Here is a 14,987-nt window from a genome sequence, read left to right as displayed (position 1 = left end):
TCCGTTGAGGGGCGCTCGGTCAGATGACGGCGCCGTCGTCCTCGGGGGTGCGCGGCGGGAGCCACGAGTTGCCGGGGACGCCCCACTTGTTGTGCTTCAGCATCTTCTTCGCGGCGCGCGCGTGGCGGCCGACCAGGCGGTCGAGGTAGATGTACCCGTCCAGGTGGTCGGTCTCGTGCTGCAGGCAGCGCGCGAAGTAGCCGGTGCCCTCGACCTCGATCGGGTTGCCCTCGACGTCGAAGCCGGTGACCTTCGCCCACTTCGCGCGGCCCGTCGGGTACGACTCGCCGGGCGCCGAGAGGCAGCCCTCCCAGTCGTCGTCCGGGTCCGGCATGGTCTCCGGGATCTCCGACGTCTCCAGCTTCGGGTTGACGACGACGCCCTTGTGGCGCACGCCTTCGTCGTCCGGGCAGTCGTAGACGAACACCCGCAGGTCGAGGCCGATCTGGTTGGCCGCGAGGCCGACGCCCTCGGCGGCGTACATCGTCTCGAACATGTCGTCGACGAGCGTGCGCAGCTTTTCGTCGTACTCGGTGATCTCCCGAGTCGGCTGGTGCAGCACGGGTTCGCCGGCGATCACGATGGGGTGGATGGTCACGGCGAGCCAGTTTAGTCGGACCCCTCTGGTACACCTGCATCAGACCGTGACGCGCCGACGTCGATGCCCACGTCGGCGGTGGCTTCCGTGGTTGAATGGCGCCCGCGGAGGAGCTAGGTCTGATTCGCCATGACGCCCGATTGAGAGGGACTCGGATGGTCGCCGCGGAGTCGATGGCTGAGCCGCAGCCGTCGCCGCCGAAGCCCGTGCCCGGCCTGACCGAACGCGAGGTCGAGATCCTCGCCTTCGAGCGCCAGTGGTGGCGACACGCCGGGGCGAAGGAGAACGCCATCCGCGAACGCTTCGACTTGTCTGCGACGCGCTACTACCAGCTGCTCAACAAGCTGCTGGAGAAGCCGGAGGCGATCGAAGCCGACCCGATGCTGGTGAAGCGGCTGCGCAAGACCCGCGCCGCCCGCCAGCGCAAGCGAGGCGCCCGGCGACTGGGGATCGAGCTGAAATGAGTGTGTTTTCGGGAATGTCCCGGCCGATGAAGGCCGCGGGCGTCGCGTTGGTCGGCGTGGCCATCGTGGCCGCCGTCATCGGCGGGATCACCGCGCTCGGCGGGGGTGACGGGTCGAACGAAGCGGGGCCGAGCGGCACGCCGACGTCGCCGGGCACGTCCTCGGCGCCGTCGTCGAACTCGTCTTCTTCGGCGACACCGCCGTCGACATCGACGACCCCGCCTTCGCCCACCCCGCCGCCGCCGAGCACGCCGCCGTCCGGGCAGCCGACGTCGGCCGGCCCCGGTCAGCCCGGCCAGCCGGGTGGCGACCAGCAGGCGTCCAACAAGTGGGTGACCGTCCGGGTGTTCAACAACTCGACGATCAAGGGCCTGGCCGACCGTGCGGCCGAGGACTTCCGCGGCAGCGGCTGGAACGTCAACGAGGTCAGCAACTACTCGCAGGGCATCATCCCGACGACCACGGCGTTCTACCGCCCGGGCACCGACGAGGAAGCCGCGGCCAAGCAGCTCGCGCAGGAGTTCGGCATCAAGGCCGAGCCGCGCTTCGAAGGCATCCAGAGCGCGAGCCCCGGCGTGATCGTCATCGTGACGAAGGAATACCAGAGCGGCCACAAGGGCAGCTGAGTTCCGGGAGAGGCGGCCGTCACCTTCCGAGGTGACGGCCGCCTCTTCATTCGCCGGCCTGGGTCTTCGCGTAGGCCTCGAGCGTGGCCAGCTGGGCCGGGTCGAGGCTCGGCCGGACCGTCTTCCGGGCCGTCTCCAGGTGTGCCGCGGTGACTTCGCGGGCCTCCAGGGACTCGCGCATCGCGGTCAGCGCCGCTTCGCGGATCAGGGCCGCGCAGTCGGCCGCCGAGTAACCGTCCAGAGTGGACGCCACCGCGGCGAGGTCGACGTCCTCGGCCAGCGGGGTGTTCTTCGAGCTGGCCGCGAGGATGGCCGCGCGCGCTTCGGCGTCCGGCGGCGGCACGTAGACGCGGCGCTCGAGCCGTCCGGGCCGCAGCAGCGCCGGGTCGACCAGCTCCGGCCGGTTCGTCGCCCCGAGGACGACGACCTCGCGCATCGGCTCGACGCCGTCGAGCTCGGTGAGCAGGGCCGCGACCACGCGGTCGGCGACGCCGGAGTCGGACGACTGGCCGCGGCGCGGGGCCAGCGCGTCGATCTCGTCCAGGAAGATCAGCGCGGGCGCGGCCTCCGCGGCCCGGCGGAACAGCTCGCGCACCGCGCGTTCGGACTCGCCGACCCACTTGTCCATCAGCTCGGCGCCCTTGACCGCGAAGACGTTCAGCGCGCCGGTGCCGGCCAGCGCCCGCACGAGGAACGTCTTGCCGCCGCCGGGCGGCCCGTACAGCAGCACCCCGCGCGGCGGTTCGACGCCGAGCCGGGCGAACGAGTCCGGGTACCGCAGCGGCCAGAGCACGGCCTCGGTGAGGGACTGCTTGACGTCGACCATGTTCCCGACGTCGTCCAGCGTCAGCCCGCCGGTGGCCAGGTTGTCCGAAGTGGACATCGAGACCGGCCGGACGGTGGCCAGCGCGGCCAGCAGGTCCTGCTGCGAGATGCGCGGCTCGTCGGTGTCGCGCTGGCGCAGCGCGGCTCGCAAAGCGGCGTCCCGGCGCAGCGCGATGAGGTCCGCGGCGACGAAGCCCGGCGTCCGCTCGGCGAGGACGCCGCAGTCGATGCCGGAGTCGAGCGGGACGTCGCGGAGCAGGACGTTCAGCAGCTCGCGGCGGGTCTTCGCGTCCGGGAGGGCCAGGCCGAGCTCACGGTCCAGCAGGTCCGCGGCGCGTAGCCGCGGGTCGGCCGATTCGGCGCGGGCCGTCGTCGCGACGACGGCGAAGCGCTCGCGCTTGAGTGCCGCCCGCAGCTCCTCCAGCACGACCGTGGCGACCGGCGGGGGCGTTGCCGCGGGCAGCAGCGCGTCGACGTCGGTGAGCAGCAGGACCGACGGGCCGTCGGCGGAGCGGATGGCCTCGCGCAGCCGGGCGACGGCGACGTTCGGGTCCAGCACCGCGAGGTTCGGCGCGGCCAGCGGGATGATCTTGATGTCCGCCTCATGGGCCACCGACCGCACGAGCGTCGCCTTGCCGACGCCTTCGGGGCCGGACAGCAGGACGCCGAGGTGGGCGGGCGCGCCGAGCCGGGCCAGCAGCTCGGGCCGCTGGAAGGCGAGGTCGAACCACTCGGCGAGCTTGCGCGCGGCGGTTTCGGCACCGATGAGGTCGGCCAGCGGGACAGCCGGCTCTTCTTCCGCGGTGACTTCGTCCTCGACGACCTCGGCGTCGATCCACTCCTCGGCCGCGGTGACGGCTTCGGCGCGGACCAGCGCGGTCGCCGTCCGGGGCGCGGCAGGCTCGGCGGGGCCGGGGCGGGCGCCGTCGCGCCAGGTGACCACTGTGGACGGTCCGACGGCCACGGTGCCGGCAGGCTCGGTGGCGGTGACGGTGAGCAGCTCGTTCGTCCAGGTCGCGCCGATCGCGCGGGACAGCTGCCCGCGCAGCCCGGCCGGGTCGGACCCGGGCGACGGCGCGAGGTCCTGCGGCAGCAGCGAAACGGCGTCGCCGACGGTGAGCACCTTGCCGATCAGGGCGAGCCGCAGCATGTGCGGGCTGACCGAGACGCTGGCCAGCCGCGACCCGGCGACGGTGACGGTCTTGGCGGCCGCGACGTCGGCGGGCGCGACGACGACCTCCGAGCCCTCGGTGACGCCGAGGTTCGACATGGTGACGTCGTCGGTGAGCACGACCCCGGGCACCCCGGTCTCGTCGGCGGGCGCGGCGAGCGCGGCGCTGACCCGCGCCCCGGTGAGGTGGACGGCGTCCCAGGCCCGCAGGCCCAGCGCGTCGAGGACTTCGGGGTGCAGCCGGACGACGCCGCGGCGCGTGTCCAGCGCCGACGGGGTGTGCCGGACGGTCAGCGTGATCTGCGGGTGGCTCACGCCGTTCACCCTAGCGATCCGCCGCCCCCGGCGAGCCTCGTGTCGACCTCCCAATCACGCGAGTCGACCCCTCAATCACGCGTGTCGACCCTCCGATCACGGAGTTCGCGTGATCAAGCCCGGATCTCGCGTGATTGAAGGCGTAACTCGCGTGATTGGAGGGTCAACTCGCGTGATTGGAGGGTCAACTCGCGTGATTGGAGGGACGACACGGTTACTTGCGGCGGAGGCCGATCTGGCGCCAGGAGCGGCGGCGCTGGCCGTTTTCCGACGTGCTGCGTGGGACGCGGGCCGTTTCGCGGGGGAGGCGGACCGCGCGCATGGCCGCGCCCGCGACGCGGCGGCGCAGCGGGGGACGCAGGCCGAGGCGGCGGGGGGAGCGGGCGCGGCGGATCGCGCGGCGTTCGCGCGGCGGGACCGTCCAGGCCTCCGGGTGGGCCGCCAGCCAGCGGTGGCGGTAGACCGAGTACGGGATGTGCGCCAGGTACAGCACCATCGCCGCGAGCAGGGCGACCAGCGGGAACTGGATGATCGCCGCGGCCAGCAACGCCACGCCCAGCAGCAGCGGGGCGATCGCCTTCGGCGGCGCCTTGACCGTCTTCAGCGACAGCGTCGGGATACGGCTGATCAGCAGGGCCGCGATGGCGACCGTCCACGCCCACACGACGTACTGCGACGACCACCAGCCCTCGCCCCACTGCAGGTACGCCACCAGCGGCAGCATGCCCAGCAGGCCGCCCGCGGGCGCCGGGACGCCGACGAAGAACTCGCTCGCGTACGGCGGCTGCTCCGTGTCGTCCAGCAGCGTGTTGAACCGCGCCAGCCGCAGGATCATGCAGACGGCGAAGATCAGCGACGCCACCCAGCCGATCCGGTCCGCGCCCGTCTGCCAGACGTAGATCACGAGCGCCGGCGCGACGCCGAACGAGATGCCGTCGGACAGCGAGTCGAGCTCCGCGCCCATCTTCGACGTCGCGTCCAAGAGCCGCGCGATGCGGCCGTCGAGGCTGTCGAGCACCGCCGCGATGCCGATCGAGGCGATCGCCATCCCGTAGTTCTTGGTCAGCGCGAACTGCACGGCCGACAGGCCCGCGCACAGCGCCAGCACGGTGATGGCGTTCGGCAGCAGCCGGACGCCCGGGGTGGTCACGCGGACCATCGATCAGCCCTTCGGGAGCGCGGGGAGTTCGGCGATCACGGTCTCGCCGCCGACGGTGCGCTGGCCCTTGCCGACCAGCACCGTCGAACCCGGCGGGAGGTAGAGGTCGACCCGCGAGCCGAACCGGATGATGCCGTACGTCGAAGCCGCGCTGACCTTGTCACCCTCGCGGATCTCGCAGAGGATGCGGCGCGCGACCAGGCCGGCGATCTGCACGACGACGAGCTCGTGGCCGTCTTCGGTGCGCATGAGCACGGAGTTGCGCTCGTTGTCGTCGCTCGCCTTGTCCAGGTCCGCGGACAGGAACTTGCCCGGCCGGTAGGCGACCCGCTCGATCACGCCGTTCGCCGGCACGCGCTGGACGTGCACGTCGAACACCGAGAGGAACACCGAGACGCGCATCCGCGGCTCGGCAGGCAGGCCGAGCTCGGCGGGCGGGACGGCCTCCTCGATCAGCGACACGAGACCGTCGGCCGAGGCGAGCGCGACGCCGTCACGCGGCGGCGGGACCCGCTTCGGCTCGCGGAAGAACGCGGCGGTCGCCACGGTCGCCAGCGCGCCGACGAGCCCGAGGCGCTTGGAGAACCGGCGCGCGAGCAGCGTCGCGGCGACCCCGCCCGCCACGAACGGGCGACCGGCGGGGTGCATCGGCGGCAGCGTCTCGCGGGCGAGCTGGAGGGCGTGCGCGACTGGGTTGCCGGCGGGCTCCGGCCGGGTGCCGCTCATGGTCGGGTCCCCTGGTTTCGTGTCGGAAGAACGGATCGGCGCCGTGTCCGGCGGCCGCGTACGGGCGCCCCCACGCTACCGCTGCCCCAGGTGAGCGCCTCCGAGCGCCCCTGCCGGACTCCTCCGGGAGGGGGTCACCGCGGCGGGTGGGAATGATCGCCGCGTCGTAACGCAAGGTCGATTTCGCCGATGACTCTAAGTAGTTGCCGCCGTTCGGGGCGCTGCCCCGCCTGACCTGTGAGGACCGATGAGCGACCGCCGCGATCCCGCCGAAGCCCGCCTTCGCGACCTCTTGGGCGCGTGGCGTCGGGAGATCGACGAGGTACCCGTGCCGTCGCTCGTCGACCCGGTGCGCGCGGTCGACGTCGTCATCGAGGCGAGGAAGGCGAAGGAACGGGGCCGGGTGCATCCGCCCCCCGACGGCGCACGCACCCGGCCACCGGGAGATGCGCGTGAGGAAGCAGTCTAGCGTCCGAAGGCCCGTTGATCACGGTTCGTCCGGCAAAAGTTACCAACGGTCACTCGGACGCCGGGTCAGACCGCTCGCCAGCCGCAGGATCGCCAGCAGCACGACCGCGCCGAGGATGGCCACGCCGAAGCTGGGGAAGTCGAAGTCGAACGTCCTCGCCTGGCCGGTCGCGAGCCGGTAGAGCAGCCCGCCCAGTGCCGCGCCGACGACCCCGACGAGCACGCTGACCAGGCAACCCAGGCGCTGCCGGGCCCGCCCGCCGACGACCAGGTTCGCGATCCAGCCGACGATCGCGCCGAAGATCACCCATGCGACGAAACCCATGGCCGAAGCTTACGTGAGCAGTTGCACAAGTGCCATTGCACAAGAACTCTTGTACAACTACTCTTGTGCGTTATGGCAGATGACGTCCGTGACATCCGGGATTCGAAGGTGCTGGCCGCGGTTTCGCACCCGCTCCGGCGACGGCTGATGGAACTGCTCCACCTGGACGGACCGGCGACGGCGTCGATGCTGGCCGCGAAGACCGACCAGGCGGTGGGCAACATCAGCCACCACATGAAGGTGCTGGCCGCGGCCAAGCTGGTCGAAGTGGCGCCCGAGCTGGCGCGCGACCAGCGGGAACGCTGGTGGAAGCGTTCCGTGAAGACACTGCGGTGGGCGTCCGCGGACTTCCCCGACGATCCCGTCGCCGACGCCGCGGAGGTACTGACCCTCGACCACCAGATGGCGATCGCGCGCGAGTGGCTCGCGACCCGCGACACCTATCCGCCGGAGTGGCGGGGCGTGGCGTTCAGCACGGACACCTGGATGCGCCTGTCCGCCGCCGAGCTCGAAGAGCTGAACGAGCGGATTCTGCTGCTTCTGGCCGAGTTCGAGGACCGCACCGAGCCGGGTGACGGCGTCGAGCGCCGCCCGGTCTTCTTCGCCGCGCGGACGTCGCTGGGCAAGCCGTGAAGGGGCTCTGGGGGAACAGGGACTTCCGGCTGCTCTGGACCGGCGAGACCACGAGCATGCTCGGCAGCATGGTGGCGACGACGGCGTTGCCGCTGGTCGCGGTCATCACGCTGCAGGCGAGCACGTTCGGTGTCGGGCTGCTGACGGCGGTGGCCTGGCTGCCGTGGCTGGTGATCGGCCTGCCGGCGGGTGCCTGGGTCGACCGGCTGCCGAAGCGCGCGGTCATGCTGACTTGCAACACGGTGTCGATGGCGGTGTTCGGCAGCGTCCCGGTGGTCGCGGCCTTCGGCGCGCTGACGATGCCGTACCTGCTGGTCGCGGCCCTGCTCGGCGGGGTCGCCAAGGTGTTCTTCAGCCTCGCTTACCGGGCCTACCTCCCGACGCTGGTCGGCGCGGACGACCTGCTCGAAGGCAACGCGAAGCTGGACGGCAGCGAATCCGCGACGCAGGTCGCCGGCCCCGGCCTGGCCGGGCTGCTGGCGCAGGCCTTCGGCCCGGTCAGCGGCATCCTGGTGGACGCGGTCAGCTTCGGGGTCTCCGTGCTGTGCGTGCGGGCGATCCGCGTGCGCGAGACCGTGGTGGCCGCGGCCAGGACGCCGTTGCGCAGCCAGATCGCCGAGGGGCTGCGGTTCGTGACCCGGGACCGCTACCTCCGGACGCTGATGACCTTCGGCGCCGTGTCGAACCTCGCGCTCACCGGGTACAGCTCGATCCAGGTCGTGTTCCTGTCCCGCACGCTCGGCGCGAGCCCCGGCGTGGTCGGCCTGGTCATGGCGCTCGCCGCCTCCGGCGGGGTGCTCGGCGCGATGCTGGCCGGGCGGCTCGGCGCGCGCTTCGGCACCGCGCGCGCGTTCCTGCTCTGCGAGGTGTTCGCGGCGCCGATGCTGTTCCTCGGGCCGCTCAGCAGCCCCGGCTGGGGCCTTTCCCTGTCCGTCCTCGCGGTGTTCGGCGTCTGCACCGGTGTCGTCGCCTCCAACGTGCTGACCACGACGTTCCGGCAGCAGTACTGCCCGCCCGAGCTGTACGGCCGGATCAGCTCCAGCGCTTCGCTCGTGAACTACGGCACCATTCCGCTGGCCGGGGTGCTCAGCGGCGTGCTGGGCGAAGCGATCGGCGTCCGCGCGACGCTCTGGGTGGCCGCCGGGGTGCTGGTCGCGGCCCTGCCGATGCTCGCCCCGCTGGCGAAGCTGCGGGACTTCCCGAGGGCACTTTCACGTGAAAGTGCCCACCTGGGGGCGGCACTTTCACGTGAAAGTGCCGCTTAGAGCAGCAGGACGTCCACCTCTTCCCCAACCGCTGCCGACGTGACGTCCTCCGGCAGCACGATCAGGCAGTTGGCCTGGGTGAACGCGGCCAGCAGGTGCGAGCCCGGCCCGCCGCGCGGCCCGACGATCCCGGTGACCTCGCGCTCGGACGGGGTGAACACGCCCCGGCGGTACTGGCGGCGTCCGGCGGGCGAGGTCATCGCCTCGGTCAGCCGGGCCCGCACCCGCCGCCGGGAGACGTCGGTGTGACCCATGGCTGTCAGCAGCGCCGGGCGCAGGAACGCCTCGAACGACACGAGCACGCTGACCGGGTTGCCGGGCAGCGCCACCACGGGCACGCCCTGCCAGCGCCCGCTGCCCTGCGGCCCGCCCGGCTGCATCGCGATCTTCGCGAACTCGACGCCCTGGCCGGTCAGCGCGTCCTTCACCACTTCGTACGCGCCTGCGCTGACGCCGCCGGACGTGACCAGCAGGTCGGCGCCGGCCAGCTTCGGCTCGATGACCTTGCGGAACTCCTCGACGTCGTCGACGACGCTGCGGACGACGTCGACCTCGCAGCCGAGGCCGCGGATCGCCGCGGCGAGCATCACGCTGTTGGACTCGTAGATCTGGCCGTGGCGCAGCGGGGCGGGCGCGTCGATCAGCTCGGTGCCGGTTGAGGCCACCACCACCCGCAGCGGCCGGTGCACCCGCACCTCCGCGAGCCCGACCGCGGCGGCGAGGCCCAGCTGCGAGTGGCCCAGCACAGTTCCGGCGTGCAGTGCGACATCACCGTGGACGACGTCCTCGCCGGTGCGCCGGATGTGCGCACCCTCGCGGGCGGGAGCGGAAATGGTCACCTGCGCCGTGCCGCCGTCGGTGTCCTCGACCATCACGACGGCGTCCGCGCCCGGCGGCAGCGGCGCGCCGGTCATGATCCGGTGCGCGGTGCCCGGCTCGAGGGGCCGGACGTCGACCCGCCCGGCCGGGATGTCGTCGGCGACCGGCAGCGTCACGGGCGCGGTCGTGACGTCGGCGGCGCGGACCGCGTAGCCGTCCATCGCGGAGTTGTCGAAGGGCGGCAGCGAGACGCCGGCGCGCACGTCTTCGGCCAGGACGAGCCCGGTCGCGGCGGCGAGGGGCAGCGTGGTCGCGGGGGCCGTGCCGAGGAGCGCGGCGACGCGGTCGCGGTAGTCGTCGACGGAGATCACCGGACCATCCTCCCCGTGTTCATCCGGCGTGCAAGACTCTGCCCCGTCACAGGCACGCCCAGGGGAGAGCTCATGCAGGTCGGAATCCGTCAACAGCCTTCGTTCGCCGTCGCCCGGCTGATGCTGGCGCCCGGCGAGCCGTGCCAGGTCGAGTCCGGCGCGATGATGGCCACCAGCTACGGCGTGCAGGTGCAGTCGCAGGCACAGGGCGGGATCATGAAGGGCCTCGGCCGCGCCTTCCTCTCCGGCGAGTCCTTCTTCATCTCCACCTTCACCGCGCCGCAGAACGGCGGCTGGGTCGACGTCGCCGCCAACCTGCCCGGCGACATCCAGGTGCTCACCCTCGACGGCCGCACCGGCTGGGCCGTCACCCGCGGCTGCTGGCTCGCGTCGTCGCACGGCGTGCAGACCGAGACCAAGTGGGGCGGGATGAAGAACCTGATGGGCGGCGAGGGCGGCTTCCTGACCCACGCCACCGGCCAGGGCCAGCTGCTCGTGTCCTGCTACGGCGCGGTCGAGACCATCACGCTGCAGCAGGGCGAGATGGTGACCATCGACACCGGGCACGTCGTCGCGTACGCCGACACCGTGCAGTACCAGATCCGGAAGGTCGCGACCGGCATCATCCAGTCGATGAAGAGCGGCGAAGGGCTCGTCTTCGACTTCGTCGGCCCCGGCCAGATCATGACGCAGACGCGCAACCCGTCCGCGCTGATCAGCTGGATCGTCTCCCACGTTCCGTCACGCTGATGCGCGTCCAGACCCGGCACACCCCCGGCTTCGGCGTCGCCCGCGTCCTGCTGGACCCGGGCGAGGCCGTGCGCGCCGCGCCGGAAACCCTGCTCGCCAGCCGGTTCGGCGTCGCCGAGACGCCGGCCGGCCGCGGTGGCGTCCGCGCGGGCAAGAGCACGACGGCCGTCTACACGGCGCCGTCCGACGGCGGCTGGATCGACTTCGCCCCGCTGCGCCCCGGCGACGTCTACCCGCTCGACGTCGGCGGCGGCACGGGCTGGTCGGTCCACCGGGACGCGGTGCTCGTGCAGCCCGCGTCGGTCCGCCACGACACCGGCTGGGTGCCGCTGCAGCAGCTCTTCGGCGCCGATTCGGGGTTTCTCGAGCACTACAGCGGGACCGGGCCGCTCGTGCTGGCCGCGCCCGGCCCGGTGGACGCGTTCGAGCTCGGCAAGGGCGAGTTGGTCACGGTCCGGCCGGACTACCTGCTGGCCTACCCGGACACCGTGCAGTGCCGGTTGCGGGCCCTCGATCCGGGCGGCGCGCAGTCGCTGCGCACCGGCGAAGGGCTCGCGGTCGACTTCGCGGGTCCCGGGACGGTGCTCGTGCACGCGCGGAACAGACGCCTTTCGGGTTCGTGATCTTCGGACGAATTGCCCATTGCCGAGGGGAATAATTCCGGTAGCGTGATTGGCACTTCCGCCGCTGGCCTCCGCTCGGGCCAGCGGATCCTTTGTGCTGAGGGAGGGCGCCGTGGCTGTCGGCACCGTCAAATGGTTCAACTCGGAAAAGGGCTACGGGTTCATCGAATCCACGGAGGGGCCGGACGTGTTCGTCCACTATTCGGCCATCCAGTCCGAAGGATTCCGCACTCTGGACGAAGGCGACCGCGTCGAGTTCGAAGTGCAGTCCGGTCGGGACGGCCGTAGCCAGGCAGCCGACGTGCGCAAGGTTTCGTAACACGCCTGTCGGGTGATCGGCGAACCCCCGGCAGGCGCCGAACCAGGGGCGTTAGGCTTCGGGCGTGACAGGCGATGTGTCGGGGGACCTCACCGGTCGCCGGCTGGGCAACTACCGCATCGACGGGGTGCTCGGCAAGGGCGGCATGAGCGTGACCTACAAGGCCACGGACGTGCGGCTCGGCCGCAAGGTGGCCCTGAAGGTCATCGGTGACCACCTCGGGGCCGACGCCGAGTTCCGCGAGCGGTTCGTCGACGAGGCGCGCAACACCTCGGCGATCGACCACGCCAACGTCGTGCCGCTGTACGACTTCGGCGAGCTCGACGGCATGCTCTACATCGCCATGCGCATGGTCGACGGCGGCGATCTCGCCGGGTTGATCTCGGGGGGACCGATCGCGCCCGCGCGCGCCCTGACGATGCTCGACCAGGTCGCGGACGCCCTCGACACGCTGCACAACCGTGGTCTGGTCCACCTCGACGTCAAGCCGGCGAACGTGCTCGTGACGAAGAAGGAGACCTCGCGCGAGCACGTCTACGTCGCCGACTTCGGGCTGACCCGGCGCGGCGCGACCGGGCACCGGACCCGCGGCGGCGACTTCCTCGGCTCGCCCACGTACGCCGCCCCCGAGCACCTGCGCGGGGAGCCGCTGGACGGGCGCACCGACCAGTACGCGCTGACCTGCGTCCTCTACGCCTGCCTCACCGGCAGCCCGCCGTTCAAGGGCGACGTCCCGACGGTGATCAAGGGCCACCTCAACGGCGAGCCGCCGGCGATCTCCCGCGCCGTCGCGCTGCCGCCGTCGATCGACGAGGTGATCCGGAAGGGGATGGCGAAGAACCCCGCGGACCGCTACCCCAGCTGCGTCGAGATGGTCGCGGCCGCGCGCCGCGCGCTCGGCCCGCTGGCGACGTCGGACACCCCGCCGGGCCCGCCGGGGTCCCATTCGGGCGGAATCCCCGCGCCGCACCGGCCTGGTCAGGTACAACAGGGGCCGCACCAGAACAGCGCACCGCAGGGAGAGGGGGCCCCCGTGCACCCGTACGGAGGACAGCAGCAGCCCGGCTTCGGCCAGGGCCCCGGACCGCAGGGCCCGCCGCCCCAGGGCCCGCCGCCCGGCTACGGCTACCCCCAGCAGGGCGCGCCGCAGGGCCCGCCGCCCGGGATGCCGCAGGGCATGCCGCCGCAGGGCCCGCCGCCGGGGTACGGCTACCCGCAGCAACAGCAGCAGGGCATGCCGGGCATGCCCCCGCCGGGCTACGGCCAGGACCCGATGCGGCTGCGTCCGCCCATGCCCGCCGGTGGCGCGGGTGCGTTCCAGCAGCCGAAGAGCGGCGGCGGCAAGAAGTGGATCTTCATCGTGCTCGGCCTCGTCGTGGTGGCGGGCCTGGTCGTGGGCGCGATCTTCCTGTTCGGCGACGACAAGGGCGGTGGTGGTGGCACCCAGACGACCGCCCCCAACATCCCGGTCGGCCCGGGCGGCGGCTCCCCGAGCAACGCGCCTTCGTCGCTCAACGCGCCCCCGACGTCGATCTCCATCAAGCCGGGTAACTGAGCCGCCTCCGGATGTCATGAAAGAGTCGTTCATGACGTCTGATGTCACGAACGAGTCGTTCATGACATCCGGTTCGCGAGAACGTGCGACGCTGAGCTGGGCTTCTTGCACTCTCCCCCCGAGAGTGCTAAACACGAACTTGGCACTCGACGCCGTCGAGTGCCAAAGGTCGGGACGGTGAGGCTGACCCCCACCCGGGTCCAGTCGTCCGTCGCGGGCACCGAGCCTGGCCGAGGAAGAGTCCTGCTGCCGCCGCTGTGGACCAGCGCGGCGGTGGCGCCCAATACCGGAGGACCACACCGCAATGGCCAAACTGATCGCGTTCGACGAGGACGCCCGCCGCGGTCTCGAGCGCGGCTTGAACACCCTCGCCGAAGCCGTCAAGGTGACCCTCGGCCCGCGGGGCCGGAACGTCGTGCTCGAAAAGAAGTGGGGCGCGCCGACCATCACCAACGACGGTGTCTCCATCGCCAAGGAGATCGAGCTCGAGGACCCGTGGGAGAAGATCGGGGCCGAGCTCGTCAAGGAAGTTGCCAAGAAGACCGACGACGTCGCGGGTGACGGCACCACCACCGCCACCGTGCTCGCCCAGGCGCTCGTGCGCGAGGGCCTGCGCAACGTCGCCGCCGGCGCCGACCCGATCAGCCTGAAGCGTGGCATCGAGGCGGCCGTCGAGGCCGTCACCGAGCAGCTGCACAAGGCCGCCGTGCAGATCGAGACCAAGGAGCAGATCGCTGCTACCGCCTCGATCTCGGCCGCCGACCGCACGATCGGCGAGCTGATCGCCGAGGCGCTGGACAAGGTCGGCAAGGAAGGCGTCGTCACCGTCGAGGAGAGCAACACCTTCGGCCTCGAGCTCGAGCTCACCGAGGGCATGCGCTTCGACAAGGGCTACATCTCCGGTTACTTCGTGACCGACCCGGAGCGTCAGGAAGCCGAGCTCGAGGACCCGTACATCCTCCTCTTCGGCTCCAAGATCTCCACCGTCAAGGACGTGCTGCCGCTGCTGGAGAAGGTCATCCAGTCCGGCAAGCCGCTGCTGATCATCGCCGAGGACGTCGAGGGCGAGGCGCTGGCCACCCTGATCGTCAACAAGATGCGCGGCACCTTCAAGTCCGTCGCCGTCAAGGCCCCGGGCTTCGGTGACCGCCGCAAGGCGATCCTGCAGGACATCGCGATCCTGACCGGTGGCCAGGTCATCTCCGAGGACGTCGGCCTCAAGCTGGAGAACGCGGACCTGTCCCTGCTGGGCAAGGCCCGCAAGGCCGTCATCACCAAGGACGAGACGACCATCGTCGAGGGTGCGGGCGACGCCGACCAGATCCAGGGTCGCGTCAACCAGATCCGCGCCGAGATCGAGAACTCGGACTCGGACTACGACCGCGAGAAGCTGCAGGAGCGGCTCGCGAAGCTGGCCGGCGGCGTGGCCGTCATCAAGGCCGGCGCCGCGACCGAGGTCGAGCTCAAGGAGCGCAAGCACCGCATCGAGGACGCGGTGCGCAACGCGAAGGCCGCCGTGGAAGAGGGCATCGTCGCCGGTGGTGGCGTGGCCCTGATCCAGGCTGCCGAAGCCGCGTTCGCGGGCCTGAAGCTCGAGGGCGACGAGGCCACTGGTGCCAACATCGTCAAGGTGGCCGTCGAGGCCCCGCTCAAGCAGATCGCGATCAACGCCGGCCTCGAGGGCGGCGTCGTGGTGGAGAAGGTCAAGGGCCTGCCGCAGGGTCACGGCCTCAACGCCGCCACGGGTGTCTACGAGGACCTGCTCGCCGCCGGCGTGCCGGACCCGACGAAGGTCACCCGCTCCGCGCTGCAGAACGCCGCTTCCATCGCGGCGCTGTTCCTGACCACCGAGGCCGTCGTGGCGGACAAGCCGGAGAAGGCTTCGGCCGCTCCCGCCGACCCGTCCGGTGGCATGGGTGGCATGGACTTCTGAGCCACGCTCGAAAAGAGCCCGGTCCGCTTCGGCGGGCCGGGC

Annotated in this window: 16 protein-coding genes; 10 read left to right on the top strand and 6 right to left on the bottom strand. The window is 71.6% G+C overall.

The features are described from left to right. Positions 1-19: 19 nt before the first annotated feature. The gene (locus BLW76_RS45125; protein ID WP_091318580.1) at positions 20-598 is read right to left on the bottom strand and encodes a peptide deformylase; all 579 of its coding nucleotides are present in this window, start codon (positions 596-598) and stop codon (positions 20-22) included. A gap of 155 nt (positions 599-753) precedes the next feature. Between BLW76_RS45125 and BLW76_RS45120 the strand changes: the two genes are divergently transcribed. Both BLW76_RS45120 and BLW76_RS45115 read left to right on the top strand, forming a co-directional pair. After that, positions 754-1,062: a DUF3263 domain-containing protein gene (locus tag BLW76_RS45120; RefSeq protein WP_091318578.1), complete on the top strand. Its 309-nt coding sequence runs from the start codon at positions 754-756 to the stop codon at positions 1,060-1,062. After that, positions 1,059-1,688, top strand: coding sequence for a LytR C-terminal domain-containing protein (locus BLW76_RS45115; RefSeq protein WP_244170620.1), 630 nt, complete (start codon positions 1,059-1,061; stop codon positions 1,686-1,688). The genes BLW76_RS45120 and BLW76_RS45115 overlap by 4 nt, the downstream gene beginning before the upstream one ends. 46 nt (positions 1,689-1,734) lie before the next feature. Here BLW76_RS45115 and BLW76_RS45110 read toward each other — a convergent pair whose 3' ends face one another. From BLW76_RS45110 to BLW76_RS45100, 3 genes are all read right to left on the bottom strand, one after another. After that, positions 1,735-3,999, bottom strand: coding sequence for an AAA family ATPase (locus tag BLW76_RS45110; protein WP_091320672.1), 2,265 nt, complete (start codon positions 3,997-3,999; stop codon positions 1,735-1,737). Positions 4,000-4,213: 214 nt separating this feature from the next. Next, positions 4,214-5,158 carry a CDP-diacylglycerol--serine O-phosphatidyltransferase gene (pssA, locus tag BLW76_RS45105; protein WP_091318576.1) on the bottom strand — a complete coding sequence of 315 codons (945 nt, stop codon included), beginning with the start codon at positions 5,156-5,158 and terminating at the stop codon, positions 4,214-4,216. A gap of 3 nt (positions 5,159-5,161) precedes the next feature. Beyond that, positions 5,162-5,884: a phosphatidylserine decarboxylase gene (locus BLW76_RS45100; protein ID WP_091318574.1), complete on the bottom strand. Its 723-nt coding sequence runs from the start codon at positions 5,882-5,884 to the stop codon at positions 5,162-5,164. 247 nt (positions 5,885-6,131) lie between these two features. On the opposite strand from BLW76_RS45100, the gene BLW76_RS45095 reads away from it, so the two are divergent. Beyond that, positions 6,132-6,353, top strand: a complete 222-nt coding sequence (locus BLW76_RS45095) for a hypothetical protein (RefSeq protein ID WP_091318572.1) — start codon at positions 6,132-6,134, stop codon at positions 6,351-6,353. 39 nt (positions 6,354-6,392) lie between these two features. Here BLW76_RS45095 and BLW76_RS45090 read toward each other — a convergent pair whose 3' ends face one another. Continuing rightward, positions 6,393-6,677: a GlsB/YeaQ/YmgE family stress response membrane protein gene (locus BLW76_RS45090; protein WP_091318570.1), complete on the bottom strand. Its 285-nt coding sequence runs from the start codon at positions 6,675-6,677 to the stop codon at positions 6,393-6,395. Between the two features lie 72 nt (positions 6,678-6,749). Between BLW76_RS45090 and BLW76_RS45085 the strand changes: the two genes are divergently transcribed. Next, positions 6,750-7,310, top strand: coding sequence for an ArsR/SmtB family transcription factor (locus tag BLW76_RS45085; protein ID WP_091318568.1), 561 nt, complete (start codon positions 6,750-6,752; stop codon positions 7,308-7,310). Continuing rightward, complete coding sequence (locus tag BLW76_RS45080) at positions 7,307-8,575, top strand: MFS transporter (RefSeq protein WP_425266049.1); 1,269 nt, start codon at positions 7,307-7,309, stop codon at positions 8,573-8,575. The genes BLW76_RS45085 and BLW76_RS45080 overlap by 4 nt, the downstream gene beginning before the upstream one ends. Here BLW76_RS45080 and moeA read toward each other — a convergent pair. Beyond that, entirely contained in the window at positions 8,572-9,765 is a 1,194-nt protein-coding gene (gene moeA, locus BLW76_RS45075) for a molybdopterin molybdotransferase MoeA (protein ID WP_091318567.1), read from the bottom strand. The two genes, BLW76_RS45080 and moeA, sit on opposite strands and share 4 nt — an antisense overlap. A gap of 72 nt (positions 9,766-9,837) precedes the next feature. On the opposite strand from moeA, the gene BLW76_RS45070 reads away from it, so the two are divergent. The 5 genes from BLW76_RS45070 to groL all read left to right on the top strand — a co-directional run bounded on the left by BLW76_RS45070 (position 9,838) and on the right by groL (position 14,945). After that, on the top strand, positions 9,838-10,515 hold the full coding sequence (locus BLW76_RS45070) for a TIGR00266 family protein (RefSeq protein WP_091318565.1): 678 nt from the start codon (positions 9,838-9,840) through the stop codon (positions 10,513-10,515). Next, positions 10,515-11,138 carry an AIM24 family protein gene (locus BLW76_RS45065; protein WP_091318563.1) on the top strand — a complete coding sequence of 208 codons (624 nt, stop codon included), beginning with the start codon at positions 10,515-10,517 and terminating at the stop codon, positions 11,136-11,138. The genes BLW76_RS45070 and BLW76_RS45065 overlap by 1 nt, the downstream gene beginning before the upstream one ends. A gap of 112 nt (positions 11,139-11,250) precedes the next feature. Further along, the gene (locus BLW76_RS45060) at positions 11,251-11,457 is read left to right on the top strand and encodes a cold-shock protein (protein ID WP_003085446.1); all 207 of its coding nucleotides are present in this window, start codon (positions 11,251-11,253) and stop codon (positions 11,455-11,457) included. A 64-nt stretch (positions 11,458-11,521) separates the two neighbouring features. Beyond that, on the top strand, positions 11,522-13,012 hold the full coding sequence (locus BLW76_RS45055) for a serine/threonine-protein kinase (RefSeq protein ID WP_208613506.1): 1,491 nt from the start codon (positions 11,522-11,524) through the stop codon (positions 13,010-13,012). A gap of 304 nt (positions 13,013-13,316) precedes the next feature. After that, positions 13,317-14,945 (top strand): chaperonin GroEL, encoded by a 1,629-nt coding sequence (gene groL / locus BLW76_RS45050; protein WP_086857657.1) that lies wholly within the window; start codon positions 13,317-13,319, stop codon positions 14,943-14,945. The last annotated feature ends 42 nt before the right edge of the window (positions 14,946-14,987 follow it).

This window comes from Amycolatopsis tolypomycina (genome assembly GCF_900105945.1).
GTDB classification, from domain to species: Bacteria; Actinomycetota; Actinomycetes; order Mycobacteriales; family Pseudonocardiaceae; genus Amycolatopsis; species Amycolatopsis tolypomycina.
This window is presented reverse-complemented; position numbering and strand designations above follow the sequence as displayed.

Coding starts and splice junctions, on each gene's coding strand:
- BLW76_RS45070 (WP_091318565.1), top strand. CDS start 9,838: ATGCAGGTCGGAATCCGTCAACAGCCTTCGTTCGCCGTCGCCCGGCTG.
- BLW76_RS45100 (WP_091318574.1), bottom strand. CDS start 5,884: ATGAGCGGCACCCGGCCGGAGCCCGCCGGCAACCCAGTCGCGCACGCC.
- pssA (WP_091318576.1), bottom strand. CDS start 5,158: ATGGTCCGCGTGACCACCCCGGGCGTCCGGCTGCTGCCGAACGCCATC.
- BLW76_RS45095 (WP_091318572.1), top strand. CDS start 6,132: ATGAGCGACCGCCGCGATCCCGCCGAAGCCCGCCTTCGCGACCTCTTG.
- BLW76_RS45120 (WP_091318578.1), top strand. CDS start 754: ATGGTCGCCGCGGAGTCGATGGCTGAGCCGCAGCCGTCGCCGCCGAAG.
- BLW76_RS45090 (WP_091318570.1), bottom strand. CDS start 6,677: ATGGGTTTCGTCGCATGGGTGATCTTCGGCGCGATCGTCGGCTGGATC.
- BLW76_RS45115 (WP_244170620.1), top strand. CDS start 1,059: ATGAGTGTGTTTTCGGGAATGTCCCGGCCGATGAAGGCCGCGGGCGTC.
- BLW76_RS45085 (WP_091318568.1), top strand. CDS start 6,750: ATGGCAGATGACGTCCGTGACATCCGGGATTCGAAGGTGCTGGCCGCG.
- BLW76_RS45065 (WP_091318563.1), top strand. CDS start 10,515: ATGCGCGTCCAGACCCGGCACACCCCCGGCTTCGGCGTCGCCCGCGTC.
- groL (WP_086857657.1), top strand. CDS start 13,317: ATGGCCAAACTGATCGCGTTCGACGAGGACGCCCGCCGCGGTCTCGAG.